Below are 15,501 nucleotides of genomic sequence, written 5' to 3' on the forward strand. Positions count from 1 at the left end.
CGGCACATGGTTCACTCTGCGAGTCTCGGAAAGCAGACAGACTGCTCCCTTACCCGCCGCCTGCCGTTTGGCAGGCCGCGTTTGCATTCTACACCCTATGTTCCTAGATGCGGGGCATTTAGAATACAAACAAAGTGTCCATGTCCGTAAAACCAATCCACCTTTCAGTTCAGTTAATTTGAGGATACCAGACCGGCCTGCTTTTTTGCAAGCCTGGTTTTGATGGCAGACGCGAGAATCATCACGACACCCGCTGTGCCGATCCCGCCCAGCGTCCACATCGGGTCGGACAGGTTGTCGCCTGCGCCAAAATACAGAATGTCGCGCAGCCCGTCGACGCTGAAGCGCAGCGGGAGCCAGGAGTACAGCCAGTCTTGGGTGATCAGCGGCAGCATCTCTTTGGGCAGGCTGAGCACCGGTGCGCCAAAGAAGAAGACCAGCACCAACAGCGGCATGCCGCCCAGACCGATCCACGACAGCAAGGTCGTCTGCAGCAGGAAGAAGCAGTAGCCTGCAAACATCATAAACAAAGCGACCTGCCAGAAGTCGGGCAGCTCCAGTCCCAAAATGCCGGTCGTGATGCCCAGCACCGTCAACACGCCAACGGCGATCACTGCGATCCCGGCGATCATCTGGCCGAGCAGCACGGCCACACGGTTTTTGCCGTGCGCGTTTTTCGATGCGGCGAGGAACATCATCACCGCGCCGATCATCGAGCAGAACCAGGTCAGCTGGGTCAGCACGGCCGGCGCATTGCCGTTGGCGCTGTTGCTGCCGACCGGGTGCAAAGGCGTGCTGGTCAGTTTGACCGGCGCTGCCAGCACGCTGGCCAGCTCCGTGGACAGCATGTTGCCGCGTTGTTTGACAACGGCCAGCGTCTGTTCGCGCAGCTGAGTGTTCACGCCGGCTACGATCTTTTCAATCACGCCGCTGGCCAGATTGGCTGCGGTGAGGCTTTTGCCTTGGTTGACGTACAGTGTGACTTCCGCCTGTTTCGGTGCGGGCGATTGCAGAGTTGCAAGCTGTGCGCTGAGCTCTTGCGGCAGCACGACCGCCGCGTAGTACTCTTCCTTGGCGAGCGCATCCAGCGCCGCCTGCTCACTGTCCAGCACCGTCCATTTCAGCGGCGTTTCGATGCCTTGGATCTTCTCGGCGATCATCGGCCCCAATTGGCCTGCATCTGCGACGACAAGCGCCACCGGCAGATCTTTTGGCGTCGGGCTGACCGTCGAGCCCATGTTGGCAAACGCCATGATCGTGCCGACCAGCAGCACGACTCCTAAGCCGATCAGGAAAAACTTTTGTTGAAACACATGTAAGAAGCTTTTCATAACGTTCTCCCCCTGTACCACTTATTCGACATGATGTTGATTAGTAGACCCTATGTTGAGTATCCTAAGAGCAAAAGGGTGAAGAAGCAAGCAACAACTTCCTCCTCAGTGTCGAGTAATCAACATCGAGCGGATTTTTGTCGATTATCCCCTACAACTTCAGCAAGGAGCTATCTCATGTCGAGTGAAAAAAAGATCGATCCGCGCATCAAACGCTCCCGCCTGCTGCTGCGCGATGCCCTCGTCTCGCTGATCGATGAGAAAGGTTATGAAAAAGTCACCGTGCAGGAGATCGCCGAGCGCGCCGGGCTGAACCGGGCGACGTTTTATCTGCATTACAAAGACAAGCAGGACCTGCTCGACCAAAGCACCGATGAGCTGTTGACCGAGCTGATGCAAGGCATTCAGATTACAGAAGAAGCGATCTTGAACGCCAATCCGCCGCCGCACATCGTGCATTTTTTTGAACAGATCGCCGCCCATGCTCCCTTTTTCCAAGTGATGCTGGTCAAAAAAGGCGACCTGAATTTTTCCAACCGCCTGATGGAGGAGTTCCAGACCAAGTTCCGCAAAGGCATGAAGTCGCTGGTTGCTTCGGAAGACCAGTTGCTGGTGCCAAAAGACATCGCGATCCAGTACATCACGTCGGCGATCATCGGCGTTTTGACATGGTGGCTGAAACACGACATGCCCTACACGCCGAAATACCTCGTCACCCACCTCTTCCATCTCGCCCGCCACGGCCCGATGCGCAGTATCGGCATCCTGCCGGTAGAAAAAGACACTCCCCGCTAAAGGGAGTGTCTTTTTTTGTTATCGCTTGGCCAGTCCAAACGCCTCCGCGAGCAGTTCATAAGAGCGTCTGCGCGCTTGATGCGAATGAATCATCGTGTTAATCATCACTTCATCAGCATCCGTTTGCTCGACGAGGTGCAAGATGCGCTCTTTCACCCGCTCCGGCGTGCCGACAAACAGGCGCGAGCGGAACGAGCCGATGAACAGGCGGTCGTCGGAGCTGTACTCGTAGGCCATCGCCTCTTCCGGGCTTGGCAGCAGGCCCGGTTTGCCGCTGACGAGGCGCAGGAAGGTCAGGTCGAGCGACTTGGCGTGATGCTCCGCCTCTTCTTCCGTTTCCGCGCAGATCACCGAGACGGTCAGCAGCGAGCGCGGTTCTTGCAGCCACTGTGACGGCTTGAACTCATTGCGGTACGCCTGCATCGCCGGGATCGCGTCGTGGTCGTTGATATGGTGCGCGAAGGCGAAGCTGAGCCCGACTTTTGCGGCCAGCACGGCGCTGAAGTCGCTCGATCCGAGCAGCCAGACCGGAGGCAGCTCCACGTCGGTCGGCACCGCTTTGATGTTGCGGTAGGGATGATCGTCCGGGAACTCGCCGCTGCCAAACGACAACAGTTCGATCAACTGCTCCGGAAAGTCCTGTCCGATATCGGTCTTAGATTTGCGCAGCGCCTGCGCCGTCCACGGGTCGGTGCCCGGCGCCCGCCCCAGCCCGAGGTCGATGCGGTCGGGGAACAAGGCGTTGAGCAGTTTGAAATTCTCGGCGACTTTCAGCGGCGCGTGGTTCGGCAGCATCACGCCGCCGGAGCCGACGCGCAGGTGTTTCGTTTCGCGCGCCACTTGTCCGATCATGATGTCCGGCGCGGTCGAAGCGATGCCCGGCATGTTGTGATGTTCGGCCAGCCAGTAGCGCTCATAACCAAGCTGATCGCAGAGCCGGGCCAGGTCGAGCGTGTTTTGCACAGCATCTGACGCGGTGGAGCCCGAGACGCGCGGACAGAGGTCAAGCACAGAAAGCGTCAATCCCATATGGTGGTCCCTCCCAACAGTTCCTCAAAGTAATCTGCTTTTTGCAGCGCCGATTCATACCCGTCCGTCCCGTCCTCGACATGCCACCACGCCGACAAGACCATGTGGGCGAATCCCCAGGCGGTCACCCGGCCCTTATCGAGGCCGGTCTGGGCGCAGATGCGGTCGATGCGCTTTTTCAACTGCTCCTTGTCTCGCAGGTAGTTCAGCAAAAAGGGGATCGGCTCATAACACGGGTCGCCGATCACGCCTTTCGGGTCGATCGCCACCCAGCCATCCTCTGCCGATAGCAGGTTATCATGGTGCAGATCGCCGTGGAGCAGCGTGGTGACAGCGGTCGTTTCGTTCAAGCGGCGGTGAATGCGCTGCGCTTTGGCGATCCGCTCCGCAGGCATCGCGTCTGGCTTGATCCGCTGCAGCCCCTGCCCCCAGTCGGCAAGGGTGGGAAAATCGGCCGGAGACGCGTTGATCGGCTTTTGCTTCTGCAACACACCGCAGAAGATCTCGACTGCCTGCTCCTCCTGCACCCCGCTCAACGGACGGCCCGGGCGGACTTTTTCGAGCAGCATCACGCCAAGGTCGGCATCCCCGTCGAGCAGGCGCACATAGCCCTGCCCGTCATGCAGCCTGAGCGCGTGCATCTCCGTGCGCAGTTCTTTGTTCGGTACGCTCAGCTTGACCACAATCTCTTCCCCGCTCTTGCTCTCAGCGGCCAGCACGACGTTGTAGGGGAGGTTTTCATACGGCGCCAGGATGCGGATGGCAAAACGGCGCTCGATCTCCGTCAGCGTGTCCGGGAACTCGGCCAGCCATTTCGCGCCGCGTTCGCCGTGGACAGCACGGATCGTCCGTTGCAACTTGTCAGGAATCATACGATGCTTCCTCCTCAGGCACCGGCGGCTATAGGACCTCCGGATTGGCGATGTTTTGCGGCGCTCCTTTTTGGAAAAAGCTCGCGATATTTTCGATCGAGCCGTTGAGAAAGCTCTCGAACGTGTTATCCGTCTTCCAGCCGATATGCGGCGACAGGATCACATTTTCCAGTTGCAGGAGCGGGTGGTTCGGGTCGGGCGGTTCCTGAGTCAGCACATCCAGACCGGCCCCGGCGATCTGCCCGTTTTGCAGCGCCGTGACCAGCGCCGTTTCGTCGAGCAGTTCCCCGCGTGACGTGTTGATCAGATAAGCGTCTTGGCGCATGATGGCAAAATGCTCCGCGCGCAACAGCCGCTTCGTCTCCGGCACGAGACGGACGTGGAGCGTCACGAACTGGCTCTGTTTTAACAGCTCTTCCAGCGTTGCGGCATAGCCAACTCCCTGCGCATCAGCACGCTCTTGGGTCAAGCGCGGTCCCCAGGCGATGACGTTCATGCCAAATGCCTTGGCGACACCCGCGACGCGCTGCCCGATTTTGCCGAGGCCGATGATGCCAAGCGTCTTCCCGGCGAGATTGCGCCCGATGCTGACCGGCCATGCGCCGCCCTGTACTTGTTGATGCAGGCGCGGCAAGTCGCGGCTCAAAGCGAGCAGAAACGCAAACGTCAGCTCAGTCACAGCGGCTGTCGACCCGCCCGGCGTGGTGGCGAGCGGAATTTTCCGGAGGTTCACTTCCGCCAGATCGACATGCGCCAGTCCCGTGCCGGTCTGGGCGATCAGTTTGATGTTCTTCATGCTGTCGAGCAGTTCCGCGGTCAAAGAGGTTCGCTCCCGCATCAGGATGACGGCGTCGGCGTCACAGAGCCGCTCTTTCAAAACATCCGGCGTCGGCTGATCGTGATAGACAGCAACTTCTGAAAAAGCCCGCAAGCGTTCCAGCTCAACGGCGCCACTCTCCGAGGCATGCTCCCAATCGTCCAAAATCACAGTTTTCATCGTGGGTTCCCCTCTTCCAAATAGTACCTCCATTCTATCACTCGCCCCGTCAGCCATGTATACTTGGTTACCGATTGAATACTAATCTGAATCTACAGCGCCGCTTTGGCGCTGCTTTGCCATTTCGTTACATTAGTTTATACTTATAACAAAATTGATATGGAGGTATAGTTACTTGAACACAGGGCATTACGCAGGTTTTTGGCTTCGATTTATTGCGGTTTTCCTTGACGGGCTGGTGGTCTCAGGTTTTACCACCATCTTAGGCAAAATAACGTTTGGAGTGGGTATCAAGTTCGAAGGACTTATCGGAGAGGTTTTCCTGAATATAATGTCATTTGCGATTCCATGGTTATATTTTGCCTTTATGGAAAGCTCCGTGTTACAAGGTACACTTGGCAAGAAGATCTTAGGCTTGGCCGTGGTTGATCTTCATGGGAATCGGATCTCACTCGGAAAGGCCACAGTCCGGCATTTCAGCAAGATATTATCTTTTGCAACCTTGCTGATCGGTTTCATAATGATCGGAGTCACCTCTCAAAAACAAGGTTTGCACGATAAACTGGCAAACTGCCTCGTGCTGAGAGGCAGATGGGGCATCCAAAGCCATTCTCCTAAATCAAGCATCTAGAAACAAGAACCCCCCTGTTTGCAGGGGGGTTCTCTGTCTATTCTATGTAGCTCGTAAGCGTTTTTCCAATTAGTACTGGTAGTTCAGATCCCACTGCATGCCGTACTTGTCGACCAGCTTGCTGTATTTCGCGCCCCAGAACGTCTTGTCGAGCGGAACGTGAACGGTGCCGCCTGCAGACAGTTTGGCGAACGCTGCGTCGATCGCTTCTTCGCTTTCAAATTCGAGGGTCAGGCTGACTTGGTCGCCTTTGTTCACGTCACGGTCAACATCGGAGAAGTACAGGAAGGTGTCTTGGATCTGCAAGCGTCCGTGCAGCACCTTGTCGGCAAAACCTTCCGGAACCTGCATGCCCGGCGCTTCGCTGTAGCGGCCGAGTTGCGTCACTTCGCCGTTCAGGGCGTCAGCATAAAACTTCATCGCTTCTTCTGCCTGTCCGTGAAAGGACAGATACGGAATCAATTTCATTGAGAGATCCTCCTTAGATTACGATTGCTTCTCTTTCCCATTGTACAGATTGACCCCAATCGCTGCCAGCTTATCCGGGTTGCGCATGAGATAAATGTTCTGCATCCGACCCGCTTTTTGGCGGAAACAAAGCGTGGTGTGCACCTGGCCGCCCGTGAGGAACAGCAGGCCCGGCTGGCCGTTGATCGTGACCAGTTCCACCGAAGAGTCTGGGCCGGACTTGGCGGCGACTCCCTGCAGGAAGGCCAGCACATGCGGAGCGGAAACGATGGGTCGAATCGCAGCGGTCGCTTTCCCTCCGCCATCCGAGTACAGCGTGACATCGGCAGACAGCAGCTCCAGCAACTGGTCCACATCTCCGGCAGCAAACGCGGCGAGAAACCGATTGAGCGTCGCCAAATCCTGGTGGTAATCGGCACGGGCGTCTGCCAGTTGCGGCCCGAGTTTGATTTTGATGCGTGAGTAAATTTTGCGGCAGTTCGCTTCCCCTTTTGCCACATGCTCGGAGATCTCCGCATAGCTGTACTGATACGCTTCCCGCAGCACGAAGATCGCCCGCTCCTCCGGGGACAGCGTCTCCATCAGCATCAGATAGGCGGTCGACAGATCATCCCGCCGCAACAGTTCGTACAGCGGTTCGTCAACCTCCTGCTCCTCGCGCAGCACGACCGGCTCCGGCAGCCAGGTGCCGACATACACTTCGCGGCGGTGTTTAGCCGAGCGCAGCAGGTCGAGGCAGCGATTGGTCGCCATTTTGCAGAGATAGGCCTGCACATTGCTGACCTGCTCTTTCCGCTCCTCCCCAACCCCGGCAAAGGCAAGAAACGTCCCCTGCACCACGTCCTCCGCGTCCATCACCGAACCCAGCATGCGGTAGGCCAGCGTGAACAAGAGCGGCCGATATTCCATATAGAGCTCTTGCGTTTCGATCCGAACCCCCTCCTGATTCCTGCGTTACTCGCGGAGCAGCCGGTGCGCCATCTCCTTCCCGCTGACGATGGCAGCATCGGCAAGCAACGCATCATTGACGACCCAATCCCCGGCGAGGTACAGACCGGGGATGTCAGACACGACCGTCTCCGGCTGCTTGGCACGGCGCGCCTCTGTGACGCGCTCCACCGTTGGCAGTCCATTGGTGACGGCGATGCGCGGCAGATAGCGGGATGTGACCAGTTCGCTCTGCCAGCCCGGTTGCAAGAGGTCAAGGAAGCTCTCCAACTCCTTCCGATGCTGCTCCGGGCTGGCCGTTTCTTGCGGGCTGTGATATTTGAAAAGATGCAAAACGGCATGGTCACTCTCCCGCGACAGGCGTGCCGTATGCGAATGGTTCGAGTAGTAATAGGGCAGTTCGAGATGCAGGGCAAAATTGGCGTTCGGATTTGGCAAACGCCGAACGACCACATCCAAAGCCGACCCGTAAACAGGCGTGATCCGGCTACAGAGCTTCCCGAGATGCGAATCCGGTTCCGCTCCGGTGAGCTGTGCGGTCACCTGCGGGCTGAGCGTCGACAGCACAGCGCCGGTGGCAATCTCCGTGCCGTCTGCGAGCTGCACCGTCATCTCCGGGCGAGTTCCTTTGATCGCGGTGACCTTTTGCCCGGTCTGGATGGCAGCGCCTGCTTCTTGCGCCCGTTCGCCCAGCGCCTGCACCATCGTCTTCCAGCCTTCATGAACGTAATACACCCCGCCCATCGCCAACTGGTACTGGCGAATCACTGCGCCTGCGCTGACCTGCGCCGGAGCGTTGGAATAGGTGCTGAGCCGGGCAAGGGTGAGGAAAAAGCTCCGTGCGTTTTTCCCTTTCAGTTCGCCATGCAGCCACTCTTGCAGCGTGAGTCCTTCGACCGTTTGCGGATCGAGCTTGAGGATGCGGGTGAGGAAGCCGGCCAGTTCTGCCTTTTCTGCGATCGAAAAGCAGCCCGACGTCAGCAAGCGCAATGCGGATACAGGCAGATTGTGCACCTTTTGCTGCGGCCCCGCGACCAGCAGACCGGCGAGTTTGACCTGGCCTGCATCTGGTGTCACGCCAAGCTCGTGCAGGGTCTTCAGCCCGGCTCCCTTTTTGTACAACCCATGCGGGCCGATATTTAACAAGCTGCCCTGCTTCTCATCTGTCGCCGCCCGGCCGCCCAAGCGTGCGCTCTGTTCCAGCAGCAAAACCTGTTTTCCTGCCTTGGCCAGATACACCGCTGCCGTCAATCCGGCCAGCCCGCCGCCAATGATCGTGACATCCCAACGCTTCGTCTCCATCGAAAAACGCCCCCTGTTTTGAGTATCTACCCTCAAGACGAGACAGCGCTGCGATTTGTGACATCATGAATTATTTGGTTGGTGCGTTGGGGTCGGAAGTAAAGTCTGCAATGGCGTCGCCGAGTTTGAAATCTTTTCTCATCGATCTGATATAGACCACGTCTTCATCCGGATACACGCAGATATCCTCCTTCGTCTGCAAACCGCAGTCGAGAATCTCCAGCACGTCCGTCCCGGTGTTGATGAACTGGTGGGCGATTCCTTTGCCTGCCGGTTTGGCGATAAAGTCGCCTTGTTTGACCTGATGCTCCTCGTCATTGAGGCGCAAGGTGCCATTGCCTTTCAGGATCATGAAGAACTCTTCCTGCTCGGAATGCGAGTGGAATTTGGTGCTCTTGGCGCCCGGCTCGACATAGTCAATGTTCACGTACAATTTTTCGCTGCCCGCCGCCTGCCCCAGATAGAGCGTCCGCATCGGCCCCAAGGTATCGTCTGTCCCATCCGGCATGTTGCTCAGATTGTGAATTTTCGTCATTTCATACCCTCCGTTCTGGAATTTATTACTAGAGTTCGGGCTAACTTCTTGAATTCCTTTTTTCCCCCGCAAAGGCATGAAAAAAGGGCTCGTCCTGCCCCGTTCCATGCGCTACAATCAAGTTCGGGAAAGGGGAGTTCTTGACCTTGAATCGGTTTACCACCGGCGTGCTTCTTATGTGTCTTTCTGCAACAGGATTTGCCGTGATGCCGATCCTTGCCGTCTTCGCCCATGAAGGCGGCGCGAACATCGCCACGACATTGTTTCTGCGCTTCGCATTCGCAGGCGTCTTTTTCTATCTCTGTTTGCGCTGGAACAAACGCTTCCAAGTTTCGATTACCAAAAAACAATGGGCCGCGCTGTTCCTTTGCGGCGGCGTGATCTACGCCTTGATCTCCACGCTATATTTTGCGTCGCTGAACTACATCTCCGGCTCGCTTGCCACGCTGATGCTCTACACCTATCCGATCTTTGTGGTGATCTTGAGCGGGCTGATTGAAAAAGAAGTCTTTCCGCGCAAAGTCATCTTTTCGATCCTGCTCGCGTTTGCCGGCATGACCCTCGTGATCGGCGCCTCCTATGGTGCGATCAACACGGTTGGCCTGCTGCTGGCGATCTCCGCGTCGGTCGGGTACGCGATCCACATCGTCTTGATGAACCGCGTGGTGAAACAGCTGCCTGCCTTCCTGACCACAGGACTGGTCATCTTGTTCACCGCACTCGTCCAGCTGATGATCGGACTGACCACCGGCTCGCTCGATTTTCATTTCGATACCATGGCCTGGGCCTCGATCCTCGGCCTGACCGCCGCCTCGACGATCTTGGCGCTGCTGACCTTTTTCGCCGGCCTGCAGCTGGTCGGGTCGACCAACGCTTCGATGCTCAGCATGCTGGAGCCGATCCTGACGATCGTCTTGTCGGTGATCATCCTCGATGAGTCCTTCACGCTCCTGCAAATGATCGGCACCCTCATCGTGCTGTTTGGCGCCTTTGTTGTCGTGCGCAATCAATCAACAAAAAGGGAAATCGCGTCCTCGTAACAGGATGCGATTTCCCTTTTTTCTTACTCGCCGCGCAGCAGCGCGATGTCGTCCACATAGACGGACGGCTGGGTGCCGTTTGTCGTGCCGGCGATCAGCAAGCCGTCAAACAGCCCGTTCGGGAGCTGCAAGTCGGCGAGGTTCAGCTCCACCTTCGTCCAGGTGTCTGCTGCCGGGCTGCCGGTCGGAAGCAGTTCCGAGAACGATTTTTCCGCCACCGATACGCCGCCTGCCATCAGGACGAGCTTCAACTGTTGCCCGCCGGTGCTGCCGCCGTTGATCCAGAAGCGCAGCGTGCGGTACTCCGAGGTCGATGCGACGCGGTCTTTGTAAAAATACAGCCCGAGGTCGCGGTTCGGAGTCATCTGCACGGCGTGAATGCCGGTATGCGCGTATGCAGTCTGGTTGACGTCATGTTCCACCCACGAGTAGTTCACAAAGTCCGGGCGGTTCAAATAGTCATCGTATACGGTCAGCCCGTTTGTGACCGTTTCGATCGGTGTCACCGATGCTTTGTTGATCAGCGCGATGTCGTCAAAATACACGGCAGGCTGCAGGCCATCCGTCGTGCCGCGAATCAAGATGCCGTCGAAAATGCCGTTCGGAATCTCCAGATCGGCCAGATTCAGCTCCACTTTCGTCCATTGGTTCGCCGGAATGCCGCCCGGAATGAGGTCGGCAAACGACTTGGTCGCCACCGGAACGCCGCCAGCCTGAATCACCAGGTTCAGTGCTTGTCCGCCCACTTCGCCGCCATGCACCCATACTTGCAGCGTGTCATATTGGGAGACAAATGCGACGCGGCTTTTGTACAAGTAAACGCCGCTGTCCCGATCCGGCAGCATCTCAATCGCCGTGCGTCCGGAATGGACGACCGCCTGCTGAGTCAACGAATGCTGCGCCCAACTGAAATTCGTAAAATCATTGCGAACGCTGTCATCATAAACCATCAAAACATCAGCCGAAGCTGCGGTTGCAACCGTTGTGCCGCAAAGGAAAAGAGATGCGACCAGAAGCGAATAGATACTTTTTTTCATCATAAAAAAGGAACCTCCCGAAATCGAATAGGCTCATTATATGGGCATTTTACTAAAATAGGTAGTTATAACTGCAATCATAAAAGTTATATCTTTCAGGTATATGCTGTCAGGTTTCTTGTGGAAATTTTCACTCTGCGCTACAATTATGACCATAGTCAAAAAATGACTGTGGTCATTTTTCCGTACCGCAGAAAGTGAGGCGTATTTTCATGCTCCGATCCTCGAGAAAGCAGGCGCTCAAAGACACCATCTATACGAAAGCCATGCAATTGTTTGTGGAGAAAGGCTTTGACCGCGTGACTGTCGATGAGATTACGTTGGCTTGCGGCGTGGCAAAGGGGACGTTCTATAATTATTTTCCGAAGAAAGAAGCGGTGCTGCTGCACATGGGGGAATCGCAAATGGCGCACCTTCAGGAACAGCTGGCCGAACTGCGGAGCCTGCCGGTCATCCGGCACCGCATCGAAAAGCTTTTTGCCGCCTTGTCGGAACGGTATGCGGCCCACCCGGAGCTGCTGCGGGTCTCGCTCTCCGAGATGGTCAAGTCTGCGCAGCTGCTAGGCGTTGAGTTGGCGGTGATCAGACGATTTGAGCAGGCCCTGACCCCGTTGCTGGAGGAGGCGCAGCAGTTGGGTCAAATGAACAGTGGGCACAGCACAGAGCTGGCGGCGGAAGTGCTGGTCGGACTTTATTTTCAAACGCTGATGCGCTTTGCCAGCGGCTTCTACTCCGACCCGGAACAGTTGAAGAACAGTTTGCAGGAGCAGCTCCGGCTGGTCTGGCAAGGGATCGGAGGCGTTGAACAATGAGCAAACAGTGGCTGATTGCAGGAGGCGGCATTTCCGGGTTATCCGCAGCCATCGCGCTGCAAAAATGCGGCTTGCCAGTGACCCTTTTCGAAAGCTATCCGGAATCCAAGCCGGCCGGAGCGGGGATCATATTGGCCCCGAACGCATTGGAAGCTTTGCACAGGCTGGACCCGTCCTTGAAAGTGCGTGCGTTGGAGCTGGGCCTGGCATGTACGGAAATGCGGATTTTATCGGACAAAGGAGCGGTCTTATCCCGCGTGCATTTTGGCAAAGCTGCTCCGTCCGTCACCCTCACGCGAGTTGATCTGTATCGCCTGCTGATGGAAGCTCTGCCGCAAGAGACTTTGCAATTTGGCAAAAAAGCGGTTGCGGTGAAGCAAAAAAATACGGGTGAACCGCACAATCCGGTGCTCGTGCTGGAGGACGGAAGCGAGCGGGACGCCGAAGCAGTCTTGGCGTGCGACGGCATTCACTCCGCGCTCCGTCAGCAGTTCGCGCCCGCCCCGCTCCGCTATGCCGGGTACACCTGCTGGCGGGGCATCGCCGACCTCGACATCAAGCAAGCGTATTGCACCGAAACTTGGGGTTCCCAAGGCCGCTTCGGCGTCGTCCCGCTTCCCCATGGCCGCGTGTACTGGTATGCCTTGGTGAATGCCGCACCGGGCGATCCTCAGGTCAGCGCCATGGATACTGCCGATCTTCTCCGGCACTTTGCCCGCTTTCACGATCCGATCCCGCAGATCCTGCAGCAGGCGCAGCACCATCCCTTCCTTCATCAAGATATCGCAGACAAAAAGCCCCTCGCCTCCTTTGCCCATGGCCGCGTTGCCTTTCTGGGCGATGCTGCCCATGCCATGACCCCTAATCTTGGCCAAGGAGCTTGCCAAGCGCTGGAGGACGCAGCAGTGCTCGCCGATTGCCTGGGTGAAGCAAGCTCCCCGGAAAGCGCCTTCCTTCGATATGACCAGCTGCGCAGATCGAGAGCTCATCAAGTCGTCGCCACTTCTTCCCGGATGGGGAAAATCGCTCAGCTCGAGCATCCCCTGCTCTGCAAGTTAAGAAACCTGGCGATGCGTTGCGCTCCGGCATCCCTGAGCAACCGCCAGCTTCAGTGGCTGTACCGAATGCCTTAAAAGTCCACACATGAAAAAACAGCGGAGAGCCCTTGCGTGACAAGAGTTCTCCGCTGTTTTTATGAATCATAACTTCTAGTTCCCAACCGCGATTGCTTCGATCTCGATCATCATGTCATCCCGGATCAGCTTGCGAACTTCAACCGCCGAGCTGGCCGGCGGATTCACCCGGTTGATGTACTGATCTCGAACCTCGCGCACCGCTTGCATCTGGGCGATATCGGTTACGAAAAAGGTCAATTTTACGACATCATCGAAGCTGACTTCAGCAGCCTCCAGCGCCGATTTGATATTTTCGAAGACCTGTCGCGTTTGCGCGGCCAGATCTCCCGCGCCGACCAGTTGGCCTTCCTTATTGAGCGGCACCTGTCCGGATACATAGATCGTCCGGGCGCTTCTCGCTTCCACGACGTGGGTGTAGCCAAACGTCGGGGGCATCGTGGCCGGATTTTTAAAGGTGACTTTTTCATTGCTCGACATGTGCACCGCTCCTTTCAAATTCGATTGCCCGCAGGCGTCTCTGTTGATACTCATACAAACCGCATGCCACCACGAGCGGAACAAGCAGCAACCCGGTCAAAAGGTAGCTCTGCGAAATGCCGACCGCCGTAGTCAGCGGTTCGGTGATCACCGGGGAGAAAAACTGCCCCATGAAGGCAAAGAGCACCATCGTCCCGATTGCACGCCCTTTGACCGCAGCCGGCACAAAAGACAGCAGCCAGGCATTCAGGTTGGGCAGAACCGTGCCAAGCCCTACCCCGATCATCACGAGCGCCACGATCAGGACATAGTAACCGGTCGCAAACGACAACAGCACATAAGCGGCAACGACCAGCGAAAGGGCAAGCATGGTAATCCGCTCAAACGTGAGCCTTTTGCGAAGTCGGTGATACTGCGAGGAAGCAATCCCCCAACTCAGCCCCACCACAGCCAGCAGCCCGCCCGCTTTCATGCTGTTGCCGTCAGAAAACGTCTGCACATAGAACGGCAGGTACACCGGCACCATGAAGTAAACAACCATATTGACGAACGCGATGATGCAGACAAACGCGGTCCGCCCTTTCGGCATCGGCACCTTCGTCTCGTTTTGCGAAGTTCCCTTAGTGTCGGAGCGATTCGTCCGCGTCTCGGTGATCAGCCAGATCGCAGTCGGCAGGATCAGCAGCGAAATCGCGTAGATCCAGAACGGCCACCGCCAGTTGAAGTCGGCCAGCACGCCGCTGAGCGAAACAAACAACACGTTGCCAAACGCCATAAACAGCGACTGCCGGCCCATCGAGGTCGCCAGCTTGGACTCATGCGTGTAGTCGCCGATCAGCGCGGTCGCACTCGTCGTGAGCGCCGCCACCGAGATGCCCAAGATGAAGCGGGTGAACAGGATCAACGAGAGGGACGTCAGGAAATATCCTGAAATCCCCGAGATCCCGTACAACAGCAGCGCCGCGACAAAGACCCGCTTTCTTCCCCAACGGTCGATCACAAATCCGGTCAGCGGACCGAACAGCCCCGCCGCAAGCGCAGGAATCGTTAGCGCGATCCGCACCAGAAAGTCGCCATTCGGAGTATCCCCGAAGTAGCCGGCCATCTGCGGCAGGCTCGGCGCGATCGCCGTTGTCCCGATGATCGTGATCATGCTGGCCAACATCAGCGTCAGATCACGCAGCACAATCCGAAAATTCGCCGTCATCGCCTTCACTTCACGCTCGCCACGAAGCTCGTGACGATCTCCGCCAGTTTCTCCGGCTCGTCGAACTGCACCGCATGGCCCGTCTCCAGCGTTTCCATCCGAATGACCGGCGATTTTACCCGCTCTTGCACCAGTTGTTTCACAGCGTCGTTATCGACCAGGCGCTCTTTGTTGCCAAAGACGGCAAGCACCGGCAATGTGCTGATTTCAGACAGCGCGAGATGCGACCAGTCTGCCAGCTCCGCCCAGACTTTATACGTGCTCTCCGTGACTTTCCAGAGCCGAAGATCGTCGTTCACCACAAATTCATGCCACTCCGCATTATCCGTAAAGTCGGTCGGCTGCAGCGGGACCGGCATAAACGCATGAGCCGGTTCCGGCTTCAAATCAAATTCCCTGATCACCTCGAACATCGCATGCTTCGTCAACCGCAACACGTCGCCGTAACGCTCCTGGAAGGCAAAGCCCGGCGCGATCATCATGAAGGAGGTGAGGATGCCTTCCGCCTCCAGCACCGAGGCGACGATCGCCGCCACCTGGGCGCCGAAGCACCAGCCCGCCAAATGAATGCGGGTATAGGAACCTTGCAGCGAGCGGATCAGTGAGACCATATCTTCAATCTCCCGCTCTTTGGACGGGAGATGGCCGCGATCGACCGAGTTCAGGCCGGAACCGCGCCGGTCAACGGCGATAAACGAAAGATCCGTTCTCGCGACGACCCCTTCGGCGAGGGGCGCCTGCCACGCGGAGTGGCTGATGCCGCCGTGCAAAAGAATGATCGCGTCCTCCCCGTTTGGCTTGCCCCACAGGCGGTAATGCGTCTGATAACCGTCCGACTGCGTATGTGTTTGAACCACTGCTTCTTGAAGTTGAATCATTTTCGT

17 protein-coding genes are annotated in these 15,501 nt (G+C 57.2%); 5 read left to right on the forward strand and 12 right to left on the reverse strand.

Features of this window, described 5'->3' with window-relative positions; all coding sequences use genetic code 11:
- Nucleotides 1–173: 173 nt before the first annotated feature.
- A complete protein-coding gene (locus CBW65_RS06860) occupies nt 174–1,331 on the reverse strand; it encodes a YhgE/Pip domain-containing protein (RefSeq protein ID WP_087456232.1) in 1,158 nt (385 codons plus the stop codon).
- Between the two features lie 177 nt (nt 1,332–1,508).
- Between CBW65_RS06860 and CBW65_RS06865 the strand changes: the two genes are divergently transcribed.
- Nucleotides 1,509–2,126: a TetR/AcrR family transcriptional regulator gene (locus CBW65_RS06865; RefSeq protein WP_198299775.1), complete on the forward strand. Its 618-nt coding sequence runs from the start codon at nt 1,509–1,511 to the stop codon at nt 2,124–2,126.
- 18 nt (nt 2,127–2,144) lie between these two features.
- Here the strand turns inward: CBW65_RS06865 and CBW65_RS06870 are convergent, their stop codons facing one another.
- From CBW65_RS06870 to CBW65_RS06880, 3 genes are read right to left on the reverse strand one after another with little or no spacing between them, the layout of a single operon-like run.
- Nucleotides 2,145–3,155, reverse strand: coding sequence for an LLM class flavin-dependent oxidoreductase (locus CBW65_RS06870; protein WP_087456234.1), 1,011 nt, complete (start codon nt 3,153–3,155; stop codon nt 2,145–2,147).
- The gene (locus CBW65_RS06875) at nt 3,146–4,027 is read right to left on the reverse strand and encodes an aminoglycoside phosphotransferase family protein (protein ID WP_087456235.1); all 882 of its coding nucleotides are present in this window, start codon (nt 4,025–4,027) and stop codon (nt 3,146–3,148) included. The genes CBW65_RS06870 and CBW65_RS06875 overlap by 10 nt, the downstream gene beginning before the upstream one ends.
- Before the next feature lie 28 nt (nt 4,028–4,055).
- The gene (locus CBW65_RS06880) at nt 4,056–5,024 is read right to left on the reverse strand and encodes a D-2-hydroxyacid dehydrogenase family protein (protein WP_087456236.1); all 969 of its coding nucleotides are present in this window, start codon (nt 5,022–5,024) and stop codon (nt 4,056–4,058) included.
- Between the two features lie 175 nt (nt 5,025–5,199).
- Here CBW65_RS06880 and CBW65_RS06885 point away from each other — a divergent pair, with 175 nt between their 5' ends.
- Nucleotides 5,200–5,655: an RDD family protein gene (locus CBW65_RS06885; protein ID WP_157721819.1), complete on the forward strand. Its 456-nt coding sequence runs from the start codon at nt 5,200–5,202 to the stop codon at nt 5,653–5,655.
- Between the two features lie 69 nt (nt 5,656–5,724).
- Here the strand turns inward: CBW65_RS06885 and CBW65_RS06890 are convergent, their stop codons facing one another.
- The 4 genes from CBW65_RS06890 to CBW65_RS06905 form a co-directional block, all read right to left on the reverse strand.
- Nucleotides 5,725–6,123: a VOC family protein gene (locus CBW65_RS06890; protein ID WP_087456238.1), complete on the reverse strand. Its 399-nt coding sequence runs from the start codon at nt 6,121–6,123 to the stop codon at nt 5,725–5,727.
- An 18-nt stretch (nt 6,124–6,141) separates the two neighbouring features.
- Entirely contained in the window at nt 6,142–7,053 is a 912-nt protein-coding gene (locus CBW65_RS06895; protein ID WP_087456239.1) for an RNA polymerase sigma-70 factor, read from the reverse strand.
- A 24-nt stretch (nt 7,054–7,077) separates the two neighbouring features.
- The gene (locus CBW65_RS06900) at nt 7,078–8,373 is read right to left on the reverse strand and encodes a phytoene desaturase family protein (RefSeq protein ID WP_087456240.1); all 1,296 of its coding nucleotides are present in this window, start codon (nt 8,371–8,373) and stop codon (nt 7,078–7,080) included.
- Between the two features lie 70 nt (nt 8,374–8,443).
- Complete coding sequence (locus CBW65_RS06905) at nt 8,444–8,908, reverse strand: cupin domain-containing protein (RefSeq protein WP_087456241.1); 465 nt, start codon at nt 8,906–8,908, stop codon at nt 8,444–8,446.
- A 146-nt stretch (nt 8,909–9,054) separates the two neighbouring features.
- Here CBW65_RS06905 and CBW65_RS06910 point away from each other — a divergent pair, with 146 nt between their 5' ends.
- A complete protein-coding gene (locus tag CBW65_RS06910) occupies nt 9,055–9,948 on the forward strand; it encodes a DMT family transporter (protein WP_087456242.1) in 894 nt (297 codons plus the stop codon).
- A 23-nt stretch (nt 9,949–9,971) separates the two neighbouring features.
- Here the strand turns inward: CBW65_RS06910 and CBW65_RS06915 are convergent, their stop codons facing one another.
- Nucleotides 9,972–10,988, reverse strand: a complete 1,017-nt coding sequence (locus tag CBW65_RS06915) for a hypothetical protein (RefSeq protein ID WP_087456243.1) — start codon at nt 10,986–10,988, stop codon at nt 9,972–9,974.
- Between the two features lie 209 nt (nt 10,989–11,197).
- Here CBW65_RS06915 and CBW65_RS06920 point away from each other — a divergent pair, with 209 nt between their 5' ends.
- Both CBW65_RS06920 and CBW65_RS06925 read left to right on the forward strand, forming a co-directional pair.
- A complete protein-coding gene (locus tag CBW65_RS06920) occupies nt 11,198–11,797 on the forward strand; it encodes a TetR/AcrR family transcriptional regulator (RefSeq protein WP_087456244.1) in 600 nt (199 codons plus the stop codon).
- Complete coding sequence (locus tag CBW65_RS06925) at nt 11,794–12,930, forward strand: FAD-dependent monooxygenase (protein WP_087456245.1); 1,137 nt, start codon at nt 11,794–11,796, stop codon at nt 12,928–12,930. Before CBW65_RS06920 ends, CBW65_RS06925 begins: the two co-directional genes overlap by 4 nt.
- Before the next feature lie 75 nt (nt 12,931–13,005).
- Here the strand turns inward: CBW65_RS06925 and CBW65_RS06930 are convergent, their stop codons facing one another.
- From CBW65_RS06930 to CBW65_RS06940, 3 genes are read right to left on the reverse strand one after another with little or no spacing between them, the layout of a single operon-like run.
- A complete protein-coding gene (locus CBW65_RS06930; protein WP_087456246.1) occupies nt 13,006–13,410 on the reverse strand; it encodes a RidA family protein in 405 nt (134 codons plus the stop codon).
- Nucleotides 13,397–14,617: an MFS transporter gene (locus CBW65_RS06935; RefSeq protein WP_157721820.1), complete on the reverse strand. Its 1,221-nt coding sequence runs from the start codon at nt 14,615–14,617 to the stop codon at nt 13,397–13,399. Before CBW65_RS06935 ends, CBW65_RS06930 begins: the two co-directional genes overlap by 14 nt.
- A gap of 5 nt (nt 14,618–14,622) precedes the next feature.
- Nucleotides 14,623–15,495 (reverse strand): alpha/beta fold hydrolase, encoded by an 873-nt coding sequence (locus CBW65_RS06940; RefSeq protein WP_087456248.1) that lies wholly within the window; start codon nt 15,493–15,495, stop codon nt 14,623–14,625.
- Nucleotides 15,496–15,501: the final 6 nt, after the last annotated feature.

Source organism: Tumebacillus avium, assembly GCF_002162355.1.
GTDB lineage: Bacteria > Bacillota > Bacilli > Tumebacillales > Tumebacillaceae > Tumebacillus_A > Tumebacillus_A avium.